The 14,397-nt window shown below is 59.3% G+C and carries 14 protein-coding genes; 6 read left to right on the forward strand and 8 right to left on the reverse strand.

The annotated features are described in order from the left end of the window. Positions 1-39: 39 nt before the first annotated feature. Genes cysG through nirB form a run of 4 tightly spaced genes read right to left on the reverse strand, consistent with a single transcriptional unit; the run spans position 40 to position 5,148 of the window. Complete coding sequence (gene cysG, locus C1Y43_RS21105) at positions 40-1,404, reverse strand: siroheme synthase CysG (protein ID WP_104189605.1); 1,365 nt, start codon at positions 1,402-1,404, stop codon at positions 40-42. 46 nt (positions 1,405-1,450) lie between these two features. Beyond that, positions 1,451-2,254, reverse strand: coding sequence for a nitrite transporter NirC (gene nirC / locus C1Y43_RS21110; RefSeq protein ID WP_104189607.1), 804 nt, complete (start codon positions 2,252-2,254; stop codon positions 1,451-1,453). A 30-nt stretch (positions 2,255-2,284) separates the two neighbouring features. Further along, positions 2,285-2,611, reverse strand: coding sequence for a nitrite reductase small subunit NirD (gene nirD, locus C1Y43_RS21115; RefSeq protein ID WP_021507431.1), 327 nt, complete (start codon positions 2,609-2,611; stop codon positions 2,285-2,287). Next, complete coding sequence (gene nirB, locus C1Y43_RS21120; protein WP_104189639.1) at positions 2,608-5,148, reverse strand: nitrite reductase large subunit NirB; 2,541 nt, start codon at positions 5,146-5,148, stop codon at positions 2,608-2,610. Before nirB ends, nirD begins: the two co-directional genes overlap by 4 nt. Before the next feature lie 235 nt (positions 5,149-5,383). Here nirB and C1Y43_RS21125 point away from each other — a divergent pair, with 235 nt between their 5' ends. After that, complete coding sequence (locus C1Y43_RS21125; RefSeq protein ID WP_021507433.1) at positions 5,384-6,667, forward strand: cytosine deaminase; 1,284 nt, start codon at positions 5,384-5,386, stop codon at positions 6,665-6,667. 49 nt (positions 6,668-6,716) lie between these two features. Here C1Y43_RS21125 and tsgA read toward each other — a convergent pair whose 3' ends face one another. Continuing rightward, positions 6,717-7,895: an MFS transporter TsgA gene (gene tsgA / locus C1Y43_RS21130; protein ID WP_021507434.1), complete on the reverse strand. Its 1,179-nt coding sequence runs from the start codon at positions 7,893-7,895 to the stop codon at positions 6,717-6,719. Between the two features lie 261 nt (positions 7,896-8,156). On the opposite strand from tsgA, the gene ppiA reads away from it, so the two are divergent. From ppiA to C1Y43_RS21145, 3 genes are all read left to right on the forward strand, one after another. After that, positions 8,157-8,729, forward strand: a complete 573-nt coding sequence (gene ppiA / locus C1Y43_RS21135) for a peptidylprolyl isomerase A (RefSeq protein ID WP_021507435.1) — start codon at positions 8,157-8,159, stop codon at positions 8,727-8,729. A 100-nt stretch (positions 8,730-8,829) separates the two neighbouring features. Beyond that, positions 8,830-9,000 carry a YhfG family protein gene (locus C1Y43_RS21140; RefSeq protein WP_021507436.1) on the forward strand — a complete coding sequence of 57 codons (171 nt, stop codon included), beginning with the start codon at positions 8,830-8,832 and terminating at the stop codon, positions 8,998-9,000. After that, positions 8,990-9,592, forward strand: coding sequence for a putative adenosine monophosphate-protein transferase Fic (locus C1Y43_RS21145; RefSeq protein ID WP_104189609.1), 603 nt, complete (start codon positions 8,990-8,992; stop codon positions 9,590-9,592). Before C1Y43_RS21140 ends, C1Y43_RS21145 begins: the two co-directional genes overlap by 11 nt. Here C1Y43_RS21145 and C1Y43_RS21150 read toward each other — a convergent pair. Further along, complete coding sequence (locus C1Y43_RS21150) at positions 9,584-9,907, reverse strand: DNA-binding transcriptional regulator (RefSeq protein WP_104189611.1); 324 nt, start codon at positions 9,905-9,907, stop codon at positions 9,584-9,586. The two genes, C1Y43_RS21145 and C1Y43_RS21150, sit on opposite strands and share 9 nt — an antisense overlap. After that, entirely contained in the window at positions 9,885-10,265 is a 381-nt protein-coding gene (locus C1Y43_RS21155; protein WP_233209873.1) for a type II toxin-antitoxin system RelE/ParE family toxin, read from the reverse strand. Before C1Y43_RS21155 ends, C1Y43_RS21150 begins: the two co-directional genes overlap by 23 nt. 151 nt (positions 10,266-10,416) lie before the next feature. Between C1Y43_RS21155 and C1Y43_RS21160 the strand changes: the two genes are divergently transcribed. Together C1Y43_RS21160 and C1Y43_RS21165 are read left to right on the forward strand one after the other, a co-directional pair. After that, complete coding sequence (locus tag C1Y43_RS21160) at positions 10,417-10,992, forward strand: aminodeoxychorismate synthase component II (RefSeq protein WP_058770975.1); 576 nt, start codon at positions 10,417-10,419, stop codon at positions 10,990-10,992. A gap of 87 nt (positions 10,993-11,079) precedes the next feature. Further along, a complete protein-coding gene (locus C1Y43_RS21165) occupies positions 11,080-12,297 on the forward strand; it encodes an aspartate aminotransferase family protein (protein WP_058780170.1) in 1,218 nt (405 codons plus the stop codon). Here the strand turns inward: C1Y43_RS21165 and C1Y43_RS21170 are convergent. After that, on the reverse strand, positions 12,294-14,369 hold the full coding sequence (locus C1Y43_RS21170; protein WP_021507439.1) for a YccS/YhfK family putative transporter: 2,076 nt from the start codon (positions 14,367-14,369) through the stop codon (positions 12,294-12,296). The genes C1Y43_RS21165 and C1Y43_RS21170 overlap by 4 nt on opposite strands. Positions 14,370-14,397: the final 28 nt, after the last annotated feature.

A 14,397-nucleotide genomic window follows, 5' to 3' on the forward strand; every position in this document is an offset into this window, starting at 1 on the left:
CTGGCGGCAAAGCGCAGCGCTGTACAGTATTTTACCGCATCAGAACCAGCGCAGCTGCGTGCGCTGGCTGACCACGCGGCCCACAATGATCAACGCCGGACTGGCAAACTGCTGTGCCAGCGTTGCCAGCTCCTGCAGCGTGGCGCAGGCGACGCGCTGCTGCGGCGTGGTGCCGTGCTGCACGATAGCCACCGGCATCGCTGCGTCCATCCCGTGCCGTAACAGCTGCTGCTGAATGTCGGCCGCCTGGCTGAGGCCCATATAAAACACCAGCGTCTGCTGCTCCGCCGCCAGTTTGCCCCACTCCATTTCGCCGTGCTGCTGCAGATGGCCGGTGACGAAGCGCACGCTCTGGGCATGGTCGCGGTGGGTGAGGGGAATACCGCTGTAGGCGGCACAGCCGGAGGCGGCGGTGATGCCCGGCACCACGCTGAACGGGATGTTATGCTGCGCCAGCACCTCCAGCTCTTCGCCGCCGCGGCCAAAAATAAAGGGATCGCCGCCTTTGAGGCGCACCACACGCCTGCCGCGCTGCGCCTGCTCCAGCAGCAGCTGGTTGATTTGTTCCTGCGGCACGCAGTGATGGCCCGCCTGCTTACCCACGAAGAGGCGTTCGGCATCGCGCCGCACCAGATTAAGAATCGGCTCCGACACCAGCCGGTCATACACCACCACATCAGCCTGCTGGATAGCCTGCAACCCTTTCAGCGTCAGCAGACCGGCATCGCCCGGCCCGGCGCCGACCAGCACCACTTCGCCCTGCTGCGTCAGCGGCGCCGCAAACAAGGCATCGACCTGCGCGGCAGCGCGTGCCCGATCGCCGTTGGCCAGCGTTTGGGCCAGCCGATCGCTGGCAAAGAAGCGCTCCCAGAAGGCGCGGCGTGGCGCCATGGCGCTAAAATGCTGCTTCACGCGCTCGCGCAGTGAGCCCGCCAGCGCAGCCAGTTCGCCGAGATGCTGGGGCAGCATCGCCTCCAGCTTCTCGCGCAGCAGACGCGCCAGCACCGGCGCGCGGCCACCGGAAGAGACGGCGATCATCAGCGGCGAGCGGTCGACGATCGACGGCATAATGGCGCTGGCCTGCTGCGGCGCATCCACCAGGTTACAGAAGAGGTGGCGCTGTTCGGCGGCGTCAGCCACCTGCTGATTGACGGCATTATCGTTGGTGGCCGCAATCGCCAGCCAGCATGCATCCAGCCAGTCATCGGTAAATGCGCCGTGCAGTAACGTCACTTTTCCCTGTTGAGCCCACAGCTGAAATGCCGGGGAAAAATCCCGCGCGCCGACGTACAGCTCTGCGCCGGCCTCCAGCAGCAAACGCGCTTTGCGTTCAGCCACGTCGCCTGCGCCAACCAGTAAACAACGCCTGCCTTGCAGCCGACAAAACAGCGGAAAGTAATTCATAGCGAATCCTGAAAAAAAGCCCGCACGGTGCGGGCTGTGGAAGGGATTATACCGATTTCAGCGGCGAAGCCTGGGCTTGCGTCTGCTGGCGCTGCGCCTGCGGCGTGGCATACCAGTAGCCGAGGCCCATCAGCACCATGCCGGAGAACATATTGCCGAGCGTCACCCACAGCAGGTTGTGGCCGATGCCGCTCAGCGTCAGGTCGGCGCTGTGCTGGCCAAACCACGACAGCGCAAATACCGTCATGTTGGCGATGGAGTGCTCGTAACCGGAGGCGATAAACGCCAGCAGGCACCACCAGATAGCGATGAACTTCGCGGCCCCTTCGCTGCGCACTGCCATCCAGATCGCCAGACACACCAGCCAGTTGCACAGCGCGCCTTTAAAGAACAGCGCCATCGCCGTCTGCGTGGTTTTTGCCAGCGCCACGCTGTGGATCAGCGAACCGGCGTTCGGCAGCAGCGCACCAGCGGCGTAGTAGTAGAGCAGGGCGACAAACACCGAGCCGATCAGGTTACCCAGCCAGGTTTGCGGCAGCACGCACCACATCTGGCCGTGGCTGATGGTGCCGGCTTTGACGCCCACGGTGAGGAACATGGTATGACCGGTAAACAGCTCGGAACCGGCGATGATGACCAGCGTCAGGGCAATACCGAAGGTGGCGCCCATCAGCAGTGGACGATATGCCGGGTCCGCCAGGTTGCCGAGGGTGAAGATCAGGATGATCGCCAGGCCAACGTAAGCGCCGGCCATCGCCGATCCGATCCAGAAGGCCAGCGGGCTGTGCTGTGCGGTGCGTACAATGCGCGCCGCATTGGCGGCGCAGGTGTTCAGGGTGTCAGAAAACATAGTGACGTCTCATAAAGTGAAGGAATTCTGTCAGGCGCAGACTTCGACCTGGCCGTTGCTGACGCGCACCGCATAGCTCGCCACCGAGCGGCTTTCATCTTCCAGACAAACGCCATCACTCAGGCGAAAACGCTGTTTTTTCAGTGGGCTGGCGACCCACAGCGTGTGCTGGTGTTCGGCGATCAGGCCGCGCGACAACACGCTGGCTTCAGCAAACGGGTCGATGTTGCTCAGAGCGTACAGCTGCGCATCGTCGCGCGGGCGAAAGATGGCGATCTGCTGACCGTTAACCAGCGCGCACACGCCGGTAGCGGGCAGGATTTGTGTGAGTTCACACACGGTGTACCACTGGCTCATGCGTCAGCCTCCTCGATCAGGGTAATCGCGATGCGCTCCGCCGGACGCGCCGGGCGATGCTGCTCGCGTTCACTGACGTGCTGCACCAGCGGGTCGCGCTGCGGGCTGTTAATAAACGTGGCGAAGTGCGCCTGCTGCTGCGGGTCGTTAACCGTGGCGGTCCATTCACAGCGGACGTCAGCGCGCAGACGCGTCAGCTCCTGTTCCAGCTGCGCGTTAAGGCCGAGCCGATCGTCGATAATCACGCTGCGCAGATAGTCGATGCCGCCGTCCATGCTCTCCAGCCACAGCGAAGTGCGCTGCAGGCGGTCGCCGGTGCGGATGTAAAACATCATGAAGCGGTCGAGATACTGCAGCAGCGTGTCGCGGTCGAGGTCAGCCGCCAGCAGATCGGCGTGGCGCGGTTTCATGCCGCCGTTGCCGCACACGTACAGGTTCCAGCCTTTTTCGGTGGCGATGACGCCGACATCTTTGCCCTGCGCTTCGGCGCATTCACGGGTACAGCCAGAGACGCCAAACTTCATCTTGTGCGGCGTGCGGATGCCTTTGTAGCGGTTTTCCAGCTCAATGCCGAAGCCGAGGCTGTCGCCAACGCCATAGCGGCACCAGCTGCTGCCGACGCAGGTTTTCGCCATGCGCAGCGCTTTGGCATAAGCCTGTCCGGTTTCAAAGCCGGCGGCAATCAGCTGTGACCAGATGGCCGGCAGGTCATCGCGCTGCGCCCCGAACAGGCCGATGCGCTGTGAACCGGTGATTTTGGTGTAAAGGTTGTACTGCCGCGCCACTTCGCCCAGCGTCATCAGCCCCTGCGGCGTGATTTCACCGCCGGCGGTGCGCGGAATCACCGAGTAGGTGCCATCTTTCTGGATGTTGCCGAGATAGAGATCGTTGCTGTCCTGCAGCGGCGTATGCTGCGGCTTGAGGATGTATTCGTTCCAGCAGGAGGCCAGCAGCGATCCGACGGTCGGTTTACACACTTCACAGCCGTAACCCTGGCCATACTTCGCCAGCAGCGCGTCAAACGACTTGATCTCCTCCACGCGGATCAGGTGATACAGCTCCTGGCGCGAATAGGCGAAATGCTCGCACAGGTGATGATTGACTTCGATGCCCTGACGGCTCAGCTCAGCGTTCAGCACTTGCGTAATCAACGGGATGCAGCCGCCGCAGCCGGTACCGGCGCGGGTTTCGGCTTTCAGCGCCGCCACGGTGTGGCAACCCGCCTGCACCGCGTTAACGATATCGCCTTTGCTGACGTCAAAGCAGGAGCAGATTTGCGCGCTGTCCGGCAGCGAATCGACGCCCAGCGCCGGTTTTTCGCCGCTGCCCGCCGGCAGAATCAGCAGCGCCGGGTTTTCCGGTAAGGCGATGTGATTGAGCGCCAGCTGCAGCAGATTGCCGTAGTCGCTGGTGTCGCCCACCAGCACCGCGCCGAGCAGAGTTTTGTTGTCTTCGCTGACGATCAGGCGCTTATACACGTGCTGCTGTTCATCGAGCCAGATGTAACTGCGCGCGCCCGGCGTGCGGCCGTGCGCATCGCCAATGCCGCCGACGTCCACGCCCAGCAGCTTGAGTTTGGCGCTCATATCGGCACCGGCAAAGACGCTGTCACGCCCGACCAGCGCATCGCTGGCGACCTGCGCCATTTTGTAGCCCGGCGCCACCAGACCGTAAATCCGATCCTGCCAGGCGGCGCATTCCCCAATCGCGTAGATCGCCGCATCGCTGGTCTGGCAGCGATCGTTGATGGCAACGCCACCGCGCTGGCCGAGCGCCAGGCCGCACTGTTGCGCCAGCTTATCCTGCGGGCGAATGCCGGTGGAGAACACGATAAAGTCGACGTCGAGCGCGCTGCCATCGGCGAACGCCAGCGTTTTACCGCCTTTAGCGTGATGCACAATCTGCCGGGTATTTTTGCCGGTATGGACCTGCACGCCCATCTGTTCGATCTTACGCCGCAGCTGTTCGCCGCCCTGTGTATCCAGCTGTTCCGCCATCAGCACCGGTGCAAACTCAACCACGTGCGTTTCAATGCCGAGATTTTTCAGCGCGCCCGCCGCTTCCAGTCCGAGCAGACCGCCGCCAATCACCGCACCGCGTTTGCTGCGGCGCGCGCAGGCTTCTATCGCGTTGAGATCTTCGATGGTGCGATAGACAAAGCAGTCGCTGCCCTCCGCGCCGGCGATCGGCGGGATCCACGGATAAGAACCGGTGGCCAGAATTAGCGTGTCGTAATGCACCGCACGACCGGTGTTGGAGTGAATCAGCTTTTCCTCACGGTTGAGGGTAATGGCGCGCTCGCCAAGCAGCAGATTGACCTGATGCTTTTCGTAGTAGCCTTCGCGCACCAGTGAGAGTTCTTCGGCGGTGTGGTGGGAAAAATAGGCGGAGAGATGGACGCGATCATAGGCGACGCGGGGCTCTTCACAGAAAACGGTTATCGCGAACTGCTCAGGGGCGGCTTTGTCGATTAGTTCTTCGATAAAGCGGTGGCCAACCATGCCGTTGCCAATAATAACGACACTGTGCTTGCTCATGCTTGCCTCAAAATTTGCGGGATCTGCGCCTACCTTAGCGCGCTGTTTCTGGCGCTTATTGACGTACATCAACTGCGGCTTTATATACCCATTTAGAGGTATGTTGCTGATTTTACGCGTTTTTATCTAAGTCTTTTATTTGGTTGAAAATTACCCAATGGCGGCAGAAAAGTTGCCAGCGGCGCGGCCGTTTTTCGTGCTAGCTTAAGATGTTGCGTTTTCAGCGGAGAAGGATATGACCCAGCAAGCGTTTAAGTGGATAAACAACCTGCGCCTGGCAGGCCAACCGGGTTTATGGCAGATCGAAATTCGCCACGGCAACATCAGCGCCATCATTCCGCAGCCGCCGCACGCGGCCGCCCAGCCGGATGCGCTGGATGCCGCCGGTGGCCTGGCGAGCGCGCCGTTTATCGAGCCGCATATTCATCTCGACACTACGCAAACCGCTGGCGAACCGGCGTGGAATCAGTCCGGCACGCTGTTTGAAGGCATTGAGCGCTGGGCTGAACGCAAGGCGCTGCTTAGCCATGAGGATGTGAAGCAGCGCGCGCGGCAGACGCTGAAGTGGCAAATTGCCAACGGCATTCAGCACGTGCGCACCCACGTGGATGTGTCCGATCCCACGCTGACCGCCTTAACCGCGATGCTGGAGGTGAAAGCGGAGATGGCGCCGTGGATCGATATCCAGATCGTGGCCTTTCCGCAGGAAGGCATTCTCTCTTATCCCAACGGCGAAGCGCTGCTGGAAGAGGCGCTGCGCCTCGGTGCTGACGTGGTGGGCGCGATCCCGCATTATGAATTTACTCGCGAATACGGCGTCGAATCGCTGCACAAGGCGTTTGCGCTGGCGCAGCGCTATGACCGGCTGGTGGACGTGCACTGTGACGAGATTGATGATGAGCAGTCACGCTTTGTCGAAACCGTGGCGGCGCTGGCGCACCGCGAGGGCATGGGCGCGCGCGTCACCGCCAGCCACACCACGGCGATGCATTCGTACAATAACGCGTATACCTCGCGGCTGTTCCGCCTGCTGAAGCTGTCGCAGATTAACTTTGTCGCCAATCCGCTGGTGAATATTCATCTGCAGGGACGCTTTGACAGCTACCCGAAACGGCGCGGCGTGACGCGGGTGAAAGAGTTGCTGGAGGCGGGTATCAACGTCTGCTTCGGCCATGATGATGTGTTCGATCCCTGGTATCCGCTCGGTACCGCCAGCATGCTGCAGGTGCTGCACATGGGGCTGCACGTTTGTCAGCTGATGGGCTATGAGCAGATCGACAGCGGTCTGCAACTCATCACGCACAACAGTGCGAAAACTATGCAGCTGGCGGATTATGGCGTGCAGGTGGGCAACGCGGCCAGCCTGATTATTTTGCCTGCTGATAACGGGTTCGATGCGCTGCGCCGTCAGGTGCCGGTGCGCTATTCGCTGCGCAAGGGCGTGCTGGTGGCGGCCACACAGCCGGCAAGCAGTGAAATTTATCTCGGTGCTAGCGAAGCGGTGACGTTCCGGCGTTAAGGGAGCGGGAAGGGGAATAGCGGCGCGAGGCTTCGCGCCGCTCGGGGGATCAGGCAGTCTGGTGTGCGTGCTGGCGATGTTTGGTGACAAAGCCGAGCAGCACACACATCACGAACACCACCGCGTACAGCGCGTTCGCGGTGGATAGCGCCGCGTGGGCACCGCCTTTCGCCACGATCGGGCCGGTGACCACGAAGGTCAGCATGGTGCCGACGGTGCCGCAGGTGAGGATGAAGTTCACCAGCTTCGGCGATGACGCTTTGGTCTGCAGCGAGCCCAGCGTGATGATGGTGGTGTAAATGGCGCTGGAGAAGAAGCCAAGCGACATAATGATCCAGTGCAGCATGCTGGCATCGGTGGTTTTCACGAACCAGAACATCAGGCCGGTGGCCAGCAGCGCCAGCACCACCAGAATGCGTTGCAGGTCGAAGAAGCGCAGCAGGAAGCTGAACGCCCACATGCCGACCATATAGGCGGTCCAGAAGTTACCGACCAGCTGACCGGCGGCGGCGATATCCATGCCCATTGATTTGGTGGCGTATTCCGGTACCCAGGAGATGAAGCCGAGCTGGCCGAGGATGTAGCACAGTGCCGCGATCGACAGGAACAGCACGCCGATGCCCCACTTCTCTTTTTCGCCGCCCTGCACCGCGGCTTCGCTCTTCAGTACCGGGAACTCGACCATCAGCGTCAGGATGAAGATCGCCACGTAGATCACGCCAATGCAGGCGTAAACCCAGTACCACGGCAGCGCGCGCGCCAGCAGAATGCCCGCGATAATCGGGAAGATGGTGCCGGCCATGCTAAAGAACGAGTCGGTAAACAGCAGACGGGAACCGCGCTGGCGACCATCGTACAGATGGGTAATCAGGAAGGTGCCGATCGACATGGTGATACCGCTGACCACGCCGAGCACGAACATGCACAGCGAGAACACCGTGAGGTTATGGCTGGTCATCAGCCCGGCCACGGCGAGGATCATCAGCACAAAGCCAAAGATCAGCTGGCGCTTGAGTGGCACAATCACCATCAGCCAGGCGTTCAGGAACACCGCCGCCAGAATACCGGCGTTAAGGAAAGTGAAGGTGTTGCTCATCTCTGAGATGGGCAGCTGGAAATACTGGGCAATATTATCCAGCACCATACCGGTAACGATCACCAGTGCGCCGGTGAGCGCATAGGAGAAAAAGCTGATCCAGGTAAGGCCAATGCGATTACGGTTTGTCATGTTCTGAACCTGTGATGCGCCGACGTGGCAAAAAGTGTCATGAATTGTAAATGGATCTGTGATCGTAATAAACAAGCAGTGAAACGTGCGAGAAATATTTCATTAATAGTGTGATTTTCGTCACGCAAATGATTGCGCGACGGGAAAAGTATGACGATAGCAACATCAGCGTAAATATAGGTAAAACGCTGGCTCTTGTATTACATGCTCTTTACAATCAATCTCGTTTTTGAGCTTGCTCTCCAAGGTAAGGAATCTTTCATGCTTAAACGTACTTTGACAGCGGCGGTTGCCCTGTTAGCGCTCTCTTCTGTATCTGCTTCGGCTCTGGCGGCGAAAGGGGATACGCACGTGCTGCTCACCACCTCTGCGGGCAATATCGAACTTGAACTGGATAATCAGAAAGCCCCGGTTTCAGTAAAAAACTTTGTGGATTACGTGAATAACGGCTTCTACAACAACACCATTTTCCATCGTGTGATCCCGGGTTTCATGATTCAGGGCGGCGGCTTCACGGCGGATATGCAGCAGAAGCAGACCAACGCGCCGATCAAAAACGAAGCGGATAACGGCCTGCGCAACCTGCGTGGCACCATTTCCATGGCGCGTACCGCTGAGAAAGACAGTGCCACCAGCCAGTTCTTCCTGAACGTGGCGGACAACGCTTTTCTTGACCATGGCCAGCGCGACTTCGGCTATGCGGTGTTTGGTAAGGTAGTGAAAGGCATGGATGTGATCGACAAGATCGCCCAGGTGCCGACCAAAGATGTCGGGCCATACCAGAATGTGCCGTCAAAACCGATTGTTATCACTTCCGCGAAAGTCCTGCCGTAATCCCTCTGCGCGCCACCTCTGGGTGGCGCCGTCTGCCGCGCTCCGGCAAAGCTGAAATTTGCTCTTATACTTAGGGCACATCCTGCTTGCCGGAGGCGCTATGAGCAGCAAACTCACCGAAAAACAGAAAATCACGTTGTGGCAGCAAACCCGTGCGGCCAATTATCAGGCCAGCTGCAAACTGGCCGGTTATACGCTGAATGAACCTGCCGTCGAGAGCGCCCAGGCGGACGATCGTCTGGCATCGCTGAGGAGGCAATATGGCGGATAACAGCCTGGCGGTGCGCGATCCCTATTTGTGGCACAACGATGACGTGCTGAAAAACCTGCTGGAAATTCACGACGTGGCGCAATTGCGTAAAGCCGAGCTGGCATTCAGCGCGGCGCGGCTGGCCACACTGGCGCTCGGACCGGCCACGCCTGGCCTGCCGCACCTGCGCCAGATTCACCGCACGCTGTTTCAGGATATCTACAGCTGGGCCGGCGAACTGCGTACCATCGACATCTGGCGCGACGACACGCCCTATTGCCACTGCGAGTACATCGAGAACGAGGGCAATGCGCTGATGAGCGCACTGGAAGAGGAAGAGGGCCTGTGCGACCTCGACCCGCAGACCTTCGTGGCACGCATCGCGCATTACTACTGTGAAATCTATGTCCTGCATCCGTTCCGTGCCGGTAACGGGCGGGCACAGCGCATCTTTTTCGAACAGCTGGCGCTGCACGCGGGCTATCTGCTGAACTGGGATACGCTGGAGCCTGAAAGCTGGCACAAGGCCATCGTCGCCGGCGTCGGCGGCGATCTCGCGCCGCTCAACGCGCAGTTTGCGAAAGTGGTGAGCCCGGCCTCACCGCTAAAGTAATATTTCCAGCCCGTGTTTTTGCACGATGTGGAGCAATTTGAGTGAAATGCCTCCAGGGCGTTTTACTCCGCTCTCCCATTTCTGCACCGTGGAAACGCTGGTGTTGAGGTAGCGGGCAAAAACGGGCTGACTCACGTTAAGGTTTTCGCGCAGCGCTTTGATATCTCCGGCCTCCAGCGCTTTAACCTCTTCCAGACAGCGTTGGTCAAAATCCCGCATGCTCTGTTTATTCAGGGCTCCGGCTTCAAACAGGCCTGTTGCTGCACTGTGAATTGCCTCCAGGGCTGGGCTTTTAAATTTTCGCGTTGCGGTCATGGCATATCTCCACCAGTTCTTTTACTGCAATCAGACGATTAAGAGATTCATTAGAGAGCAGCGAATAGTGCTTAGCTAACTCACGAAAGCCAGTAAGTTCGCTTTCGCTCAGACTGGACTGATCCTGCTTGGCAAACAGAAAGGTATATATCCAGTTTCGGCCGCCTTTCGCCAGAATGATTGCGCGTTCGCGATTCTGCTGCAGGCGTTTTTTAAAAACACCTCCACCCAGATTGTCAGCCTGACCTTTCTGTACTGCGACAATGGCCTGGCAAAGCTCACTGTCTGCGATTACGTGGCGCTGAGCCTGTTTGCTGAACCATTTCGTTTTAAATACGCGGCTTGTTACTGACATCATTACTCTCCAGAATATAGCACCTGGTGCGAGAGTAATCAGATTCTTTTTTGACAGCTAGCGGGGATTGAGGTCGAAGGTGGTAACATTGCTTTTTTGCGACCTTTCTTGCTTGTCGCCTACCGACAGCACCCACTCAATTCATCTGTAATGTATGCTGCTGCTAATTGATAACTACGACTCCTTTACCTGGAATCTCTACCAGTACTTCTGTGAACTGGGCGCGCAGGTGCGCGTGGTGCGCAACGATGCGATGACGCTGGAAGAGATGACAGCGCTGCCGCTGAGTCATCTGGTGATCTCGCCGGGCCCCTGTACGCCGGATCAGTCCGGCATTTCGCTCGAAGCCATTCGCCACTTTGCCGGACGGTTGCCGGTTCTCGGGGTATGCCTGGGCCATCAGGCCATCGCCCAGGCCTACGGTGCGCAGGTGGTGCGCGCGCGCCAGGTGATGCATGGCAAAACCTCTGCGGTGCAGCACACCGGCCAGGGCGTGTTCCGCAACCTGAATAATCCGCTGACCGTCACGCGCTATCACTCGCTGATTGTGGCGCGCGACACGCTGCCACCAGAGTTTGAAGTCACCGCCTGGAGTCTGCGCGATGGCGTTGCCGATGAGATCATGGGCTTCCGCCATCGTACGCTGCCGCTCGAGGGCGTGCAGTTCCATCCGGAGAGCATTCTCAGCGAGCAGGGGCATCAGCTGCTGGCGAATTTCCTCAATATGTAACTTCCGTTTGCCATTGCATGATTTTTTATGCATATTTTGTGATTATAATTTCACATCAGCTCAACAAATAACCCGATGAGGTCATCAATGGCAGCGGAAAATCTAGCGGTAAGCCGGGAAACGTTCGATAACGTTATTTTGCCTGTTTATGCACCTGCGCAGTTTGTGCCGGTCAAAGGCAAAGGCAGCCGCGTGTGGGATCAACAGGGCAAAGAGTATATCGACTTCTCCGGTGGTATCGCGGTCACCGCGCTTGGCCATTGTCATCCGGCGCTGGTGGAAACGCTGAAAAGTCAGGGCGAAACCCTGTGGCACACCAGTAACGTGTTCACCAATGAGCCGGCACTGCGCCTCGCCAGTAAACTGATCGCGGCGACCTTCGCCGAGCGGGTATTCTTCGGTAACTCCGGTGCCGAAGCGAACGAAGCGGCGTTCAAACTGGCGCGCTACTACGCCTGCAAAAAGCACAGCCCGTTCAAAAGCAAAATTATCGCTTTCCACAACGCCTTCCACGGCCGCACGCTGTTCACCGTCTCGGTGGGCGGTCAGCCGAAATACTCCGATGGCTTTGGTCCGAAGCCGGCGGATATCGTCCATGTGCCGTTTAACGATCTGGCCGCGGTGAAAGCGGTGATTGACGACCACACCTGCGCGATTGTGGTGGAGCCGATTCAGGGGGAAGGCGGCGTGATGCCGGCAACGACGGAATTCATGCAGGGATTGCGTGCGCTGTGCGATCAGCACAACGCGCTGCTGGTGCTGGATGAAGTGCAGAGCGGCATGGGCCGCAGCGGTAAGCTGTTTGCTTACGAACACTATGGTATCAAGCCAGATATCATCACCACCGCTAAAGCGCTGGGCGGCGGTTTCCCGGTGAGCGCGATGCTGACCACCCATGAAATCGCCTCGGTGATGGCGCCGGGCGTGCACGGCACCACCTACGGCGGCAACCCGCTGGCCTGTGCGATTGCCGAAACCGCGCTGGATATCATCAATACGCCCGAGGTACTGAATGGTGTCGACGCGCGTCGTGAGCAGTTTGTCTCGGCGCTGCAGAAGATCAATCAGCAGTTCGACATCTTCAGTGAAATTCGGGGCAAAGGGCTGCTGCTGGGTGCCGTACTCAACGCGCAGCACGCCAGCAAAGCGCGCGATATCCTCAACGCTTCCGCCGCTGAAGGTCTGATGGTACTGACCGCCGGCAGCGATGTGATTCGCTTTGTGCCGTCGCTGGTGATTGAGCCAACCGATATCGCAGAAGGCATGGCGCGCTTTGCCCGGGCGATCGCGAAAGTCCTGAACTAACCTTTCGGCTTCAGCACGCTGAGCCAGCGGCCGTGATGCGGGCGCTGGCTCCACGCCAGTGAAGAAATGGTGTGCATCACATTGAGATGCTGCAGAATGCGCTTCACATGCTGTTCGACAATCGTCACCGGCCCCTCATTCAGATTCTCCGGCGCTTCCAGAATATTGCTGTCGTTGCCCGGCCCGTCGTAAGCCAGCCGCTGCTGACAGCGCTGCAGCGCGATTTCACAGGACTGCAAATAGCGCTCCGCCAGCTTTGGCGTCAGCATGGTGTGCTCGCGCGCCAGAATGGTCATGGCGTTGATGTGTTCAACGATAAACTGGCTGTGGGTCACCCACAGGCGCATATCTTTCAGATACTGGAAGTTAAAGCCCGGTTCGGTAGACGCCTGGTTGAGCGAGTTAAACAGCGCGTTGTGCGCCTGGTTAACCTTGACGCGCTGATACGCCAGCTTCTCCGGCGCCTGCTCCGGACCGAGCAGCAGGCGCAGCGCCTCCTGATAAGCCTCCAGCGCATCGTGCGCATTATTGCGCAGCAGCCCGCTCTGCCACTGCGGCCATAGCCAGATCATACCGGCGAAGGCAATCAGGCAGCCCATCAGCGTATCCATCATGCGTGGCAGCAGGAACTGCGCGCCATTCAGTGACAGTAGCTGCAGCGAATACACCGCCGTCACCGTAAAGCCAATCATCGACCAGCCATAATATTTACGCGTGATCAGATAGCTGGCGAGGGTGATGACCAGCATGGTCAGCAGGGCAATCGACTCCGGTACGGCAAAGCGCAGCGACGCCGCGGCGATCAGCAAGCCGGCGAAGGTGCCGAGTGCCCGGTGCTGAATGCGAACGCGCGTGGCGCTGTAGCCGTTCTGGCTGACAAACATGATGGTCATCAGAATCCAGTAAGGCTTGGGAATATTGAAGAACAGCGCCAGCGCGCTGCCGAACATCAGCATCACCGCGAAGCGCGCCGCCGTCCGCAGCGCGGCAGATTTCAGCGACAGGTAGCTGCGCAGCGCCGGCAACAGCGGCAGGCGACGCTGGCGATCGGCCATCAGGTCGCGGGTGTATAGCGGCTTCTGCGTGCGCAGCACGCGCGCGATGCGGCTGAAATGGTAGAGGCAGAAATTACCGACCGGATTATCCGGGTGCTGCCGGGCAATTTTCTCCAGCGCGCCGAGCGGCTTCTCCATGTGGAAGCGTTCCGGCAGCTGGTGATAGAGAATGGCATCGGCCAGCACGCGCAGCCGTGCCGAAATGATTTTCGCGTTCCAGCGGATCACCGCCTCGGCGTGGCTCTGCTCCACCAGCTTTTGCACCTCTTCCGGCTGGTGCAGGCTGACCGAGATATGCTCCTGCAGATCGAGCGCAACCTGAAAGGCGCGCGTCAGGCGTTTGTGGCTGTTATCACGGCTGGCGGACAGCATATGCATCTGCTGATAACAGGTGGTGATCAGATCGACCGCTTTCTGCTGACGCGCCAGTAGCGGCGGCAGCGCTTTTTCCGGATCGGTCAGCTGCGTCAGCAAGGTGTATTTGGCGTCGCAGTAATCGGCCAGCTCGCGGTACAGCAGGCTGAGGGTCTCGCGCATCGGCTGCTCTTTCCACAGCCAGAACCAGAACCAGTTAAACAGCCCGTACCACAGCGTCCCGCCGATATACAGCAGCGGCGGGACCCACATCGGCATACGGCCGACGAGGCTTAAGGTAAAGATGGCGGCGATCAGCGTGCCGGGCAGCAAACGACCATGCAGCGGGCTGATTTCACCGGTCACGCCCACCAGCAGCGGTAACACCAGCAGAATCAGCGGCAGCGGCACAGCGTAAGCCGTGAGGTACTGAATCAGAAAACTGCCGCTGGCGAACAGTGCGCCGCCGACAATCAGCCGTTTGAAGAACCGCTTATGTGGCGTATCCAGACCGGCGATGTTGCAGCAGGCCGGCACCAGGGAGAACAGCAGCCCTTTTTGCAGATCGCCAAACAGCCAGCCGAGCGCCACAGGCAGGCACAGCACCAGCGTTTGCCGCAGCGCATAGTTAACTTCCGGATGATAGATGATTCGACGCCACATCAGCTCATCGTAAACAGAAACGGCGCGA

This window comes from Pantoea sp. ICBG 828 (genome assembly GCF_002928355.1).
Taxonomy (GTDB): domain Bacteria; phylum Pseudomonadota; class Gammaproteobacteria; order Enterobacterales; family Enterobacteriaceae; genus Pantoea; species Pantoea dispersa.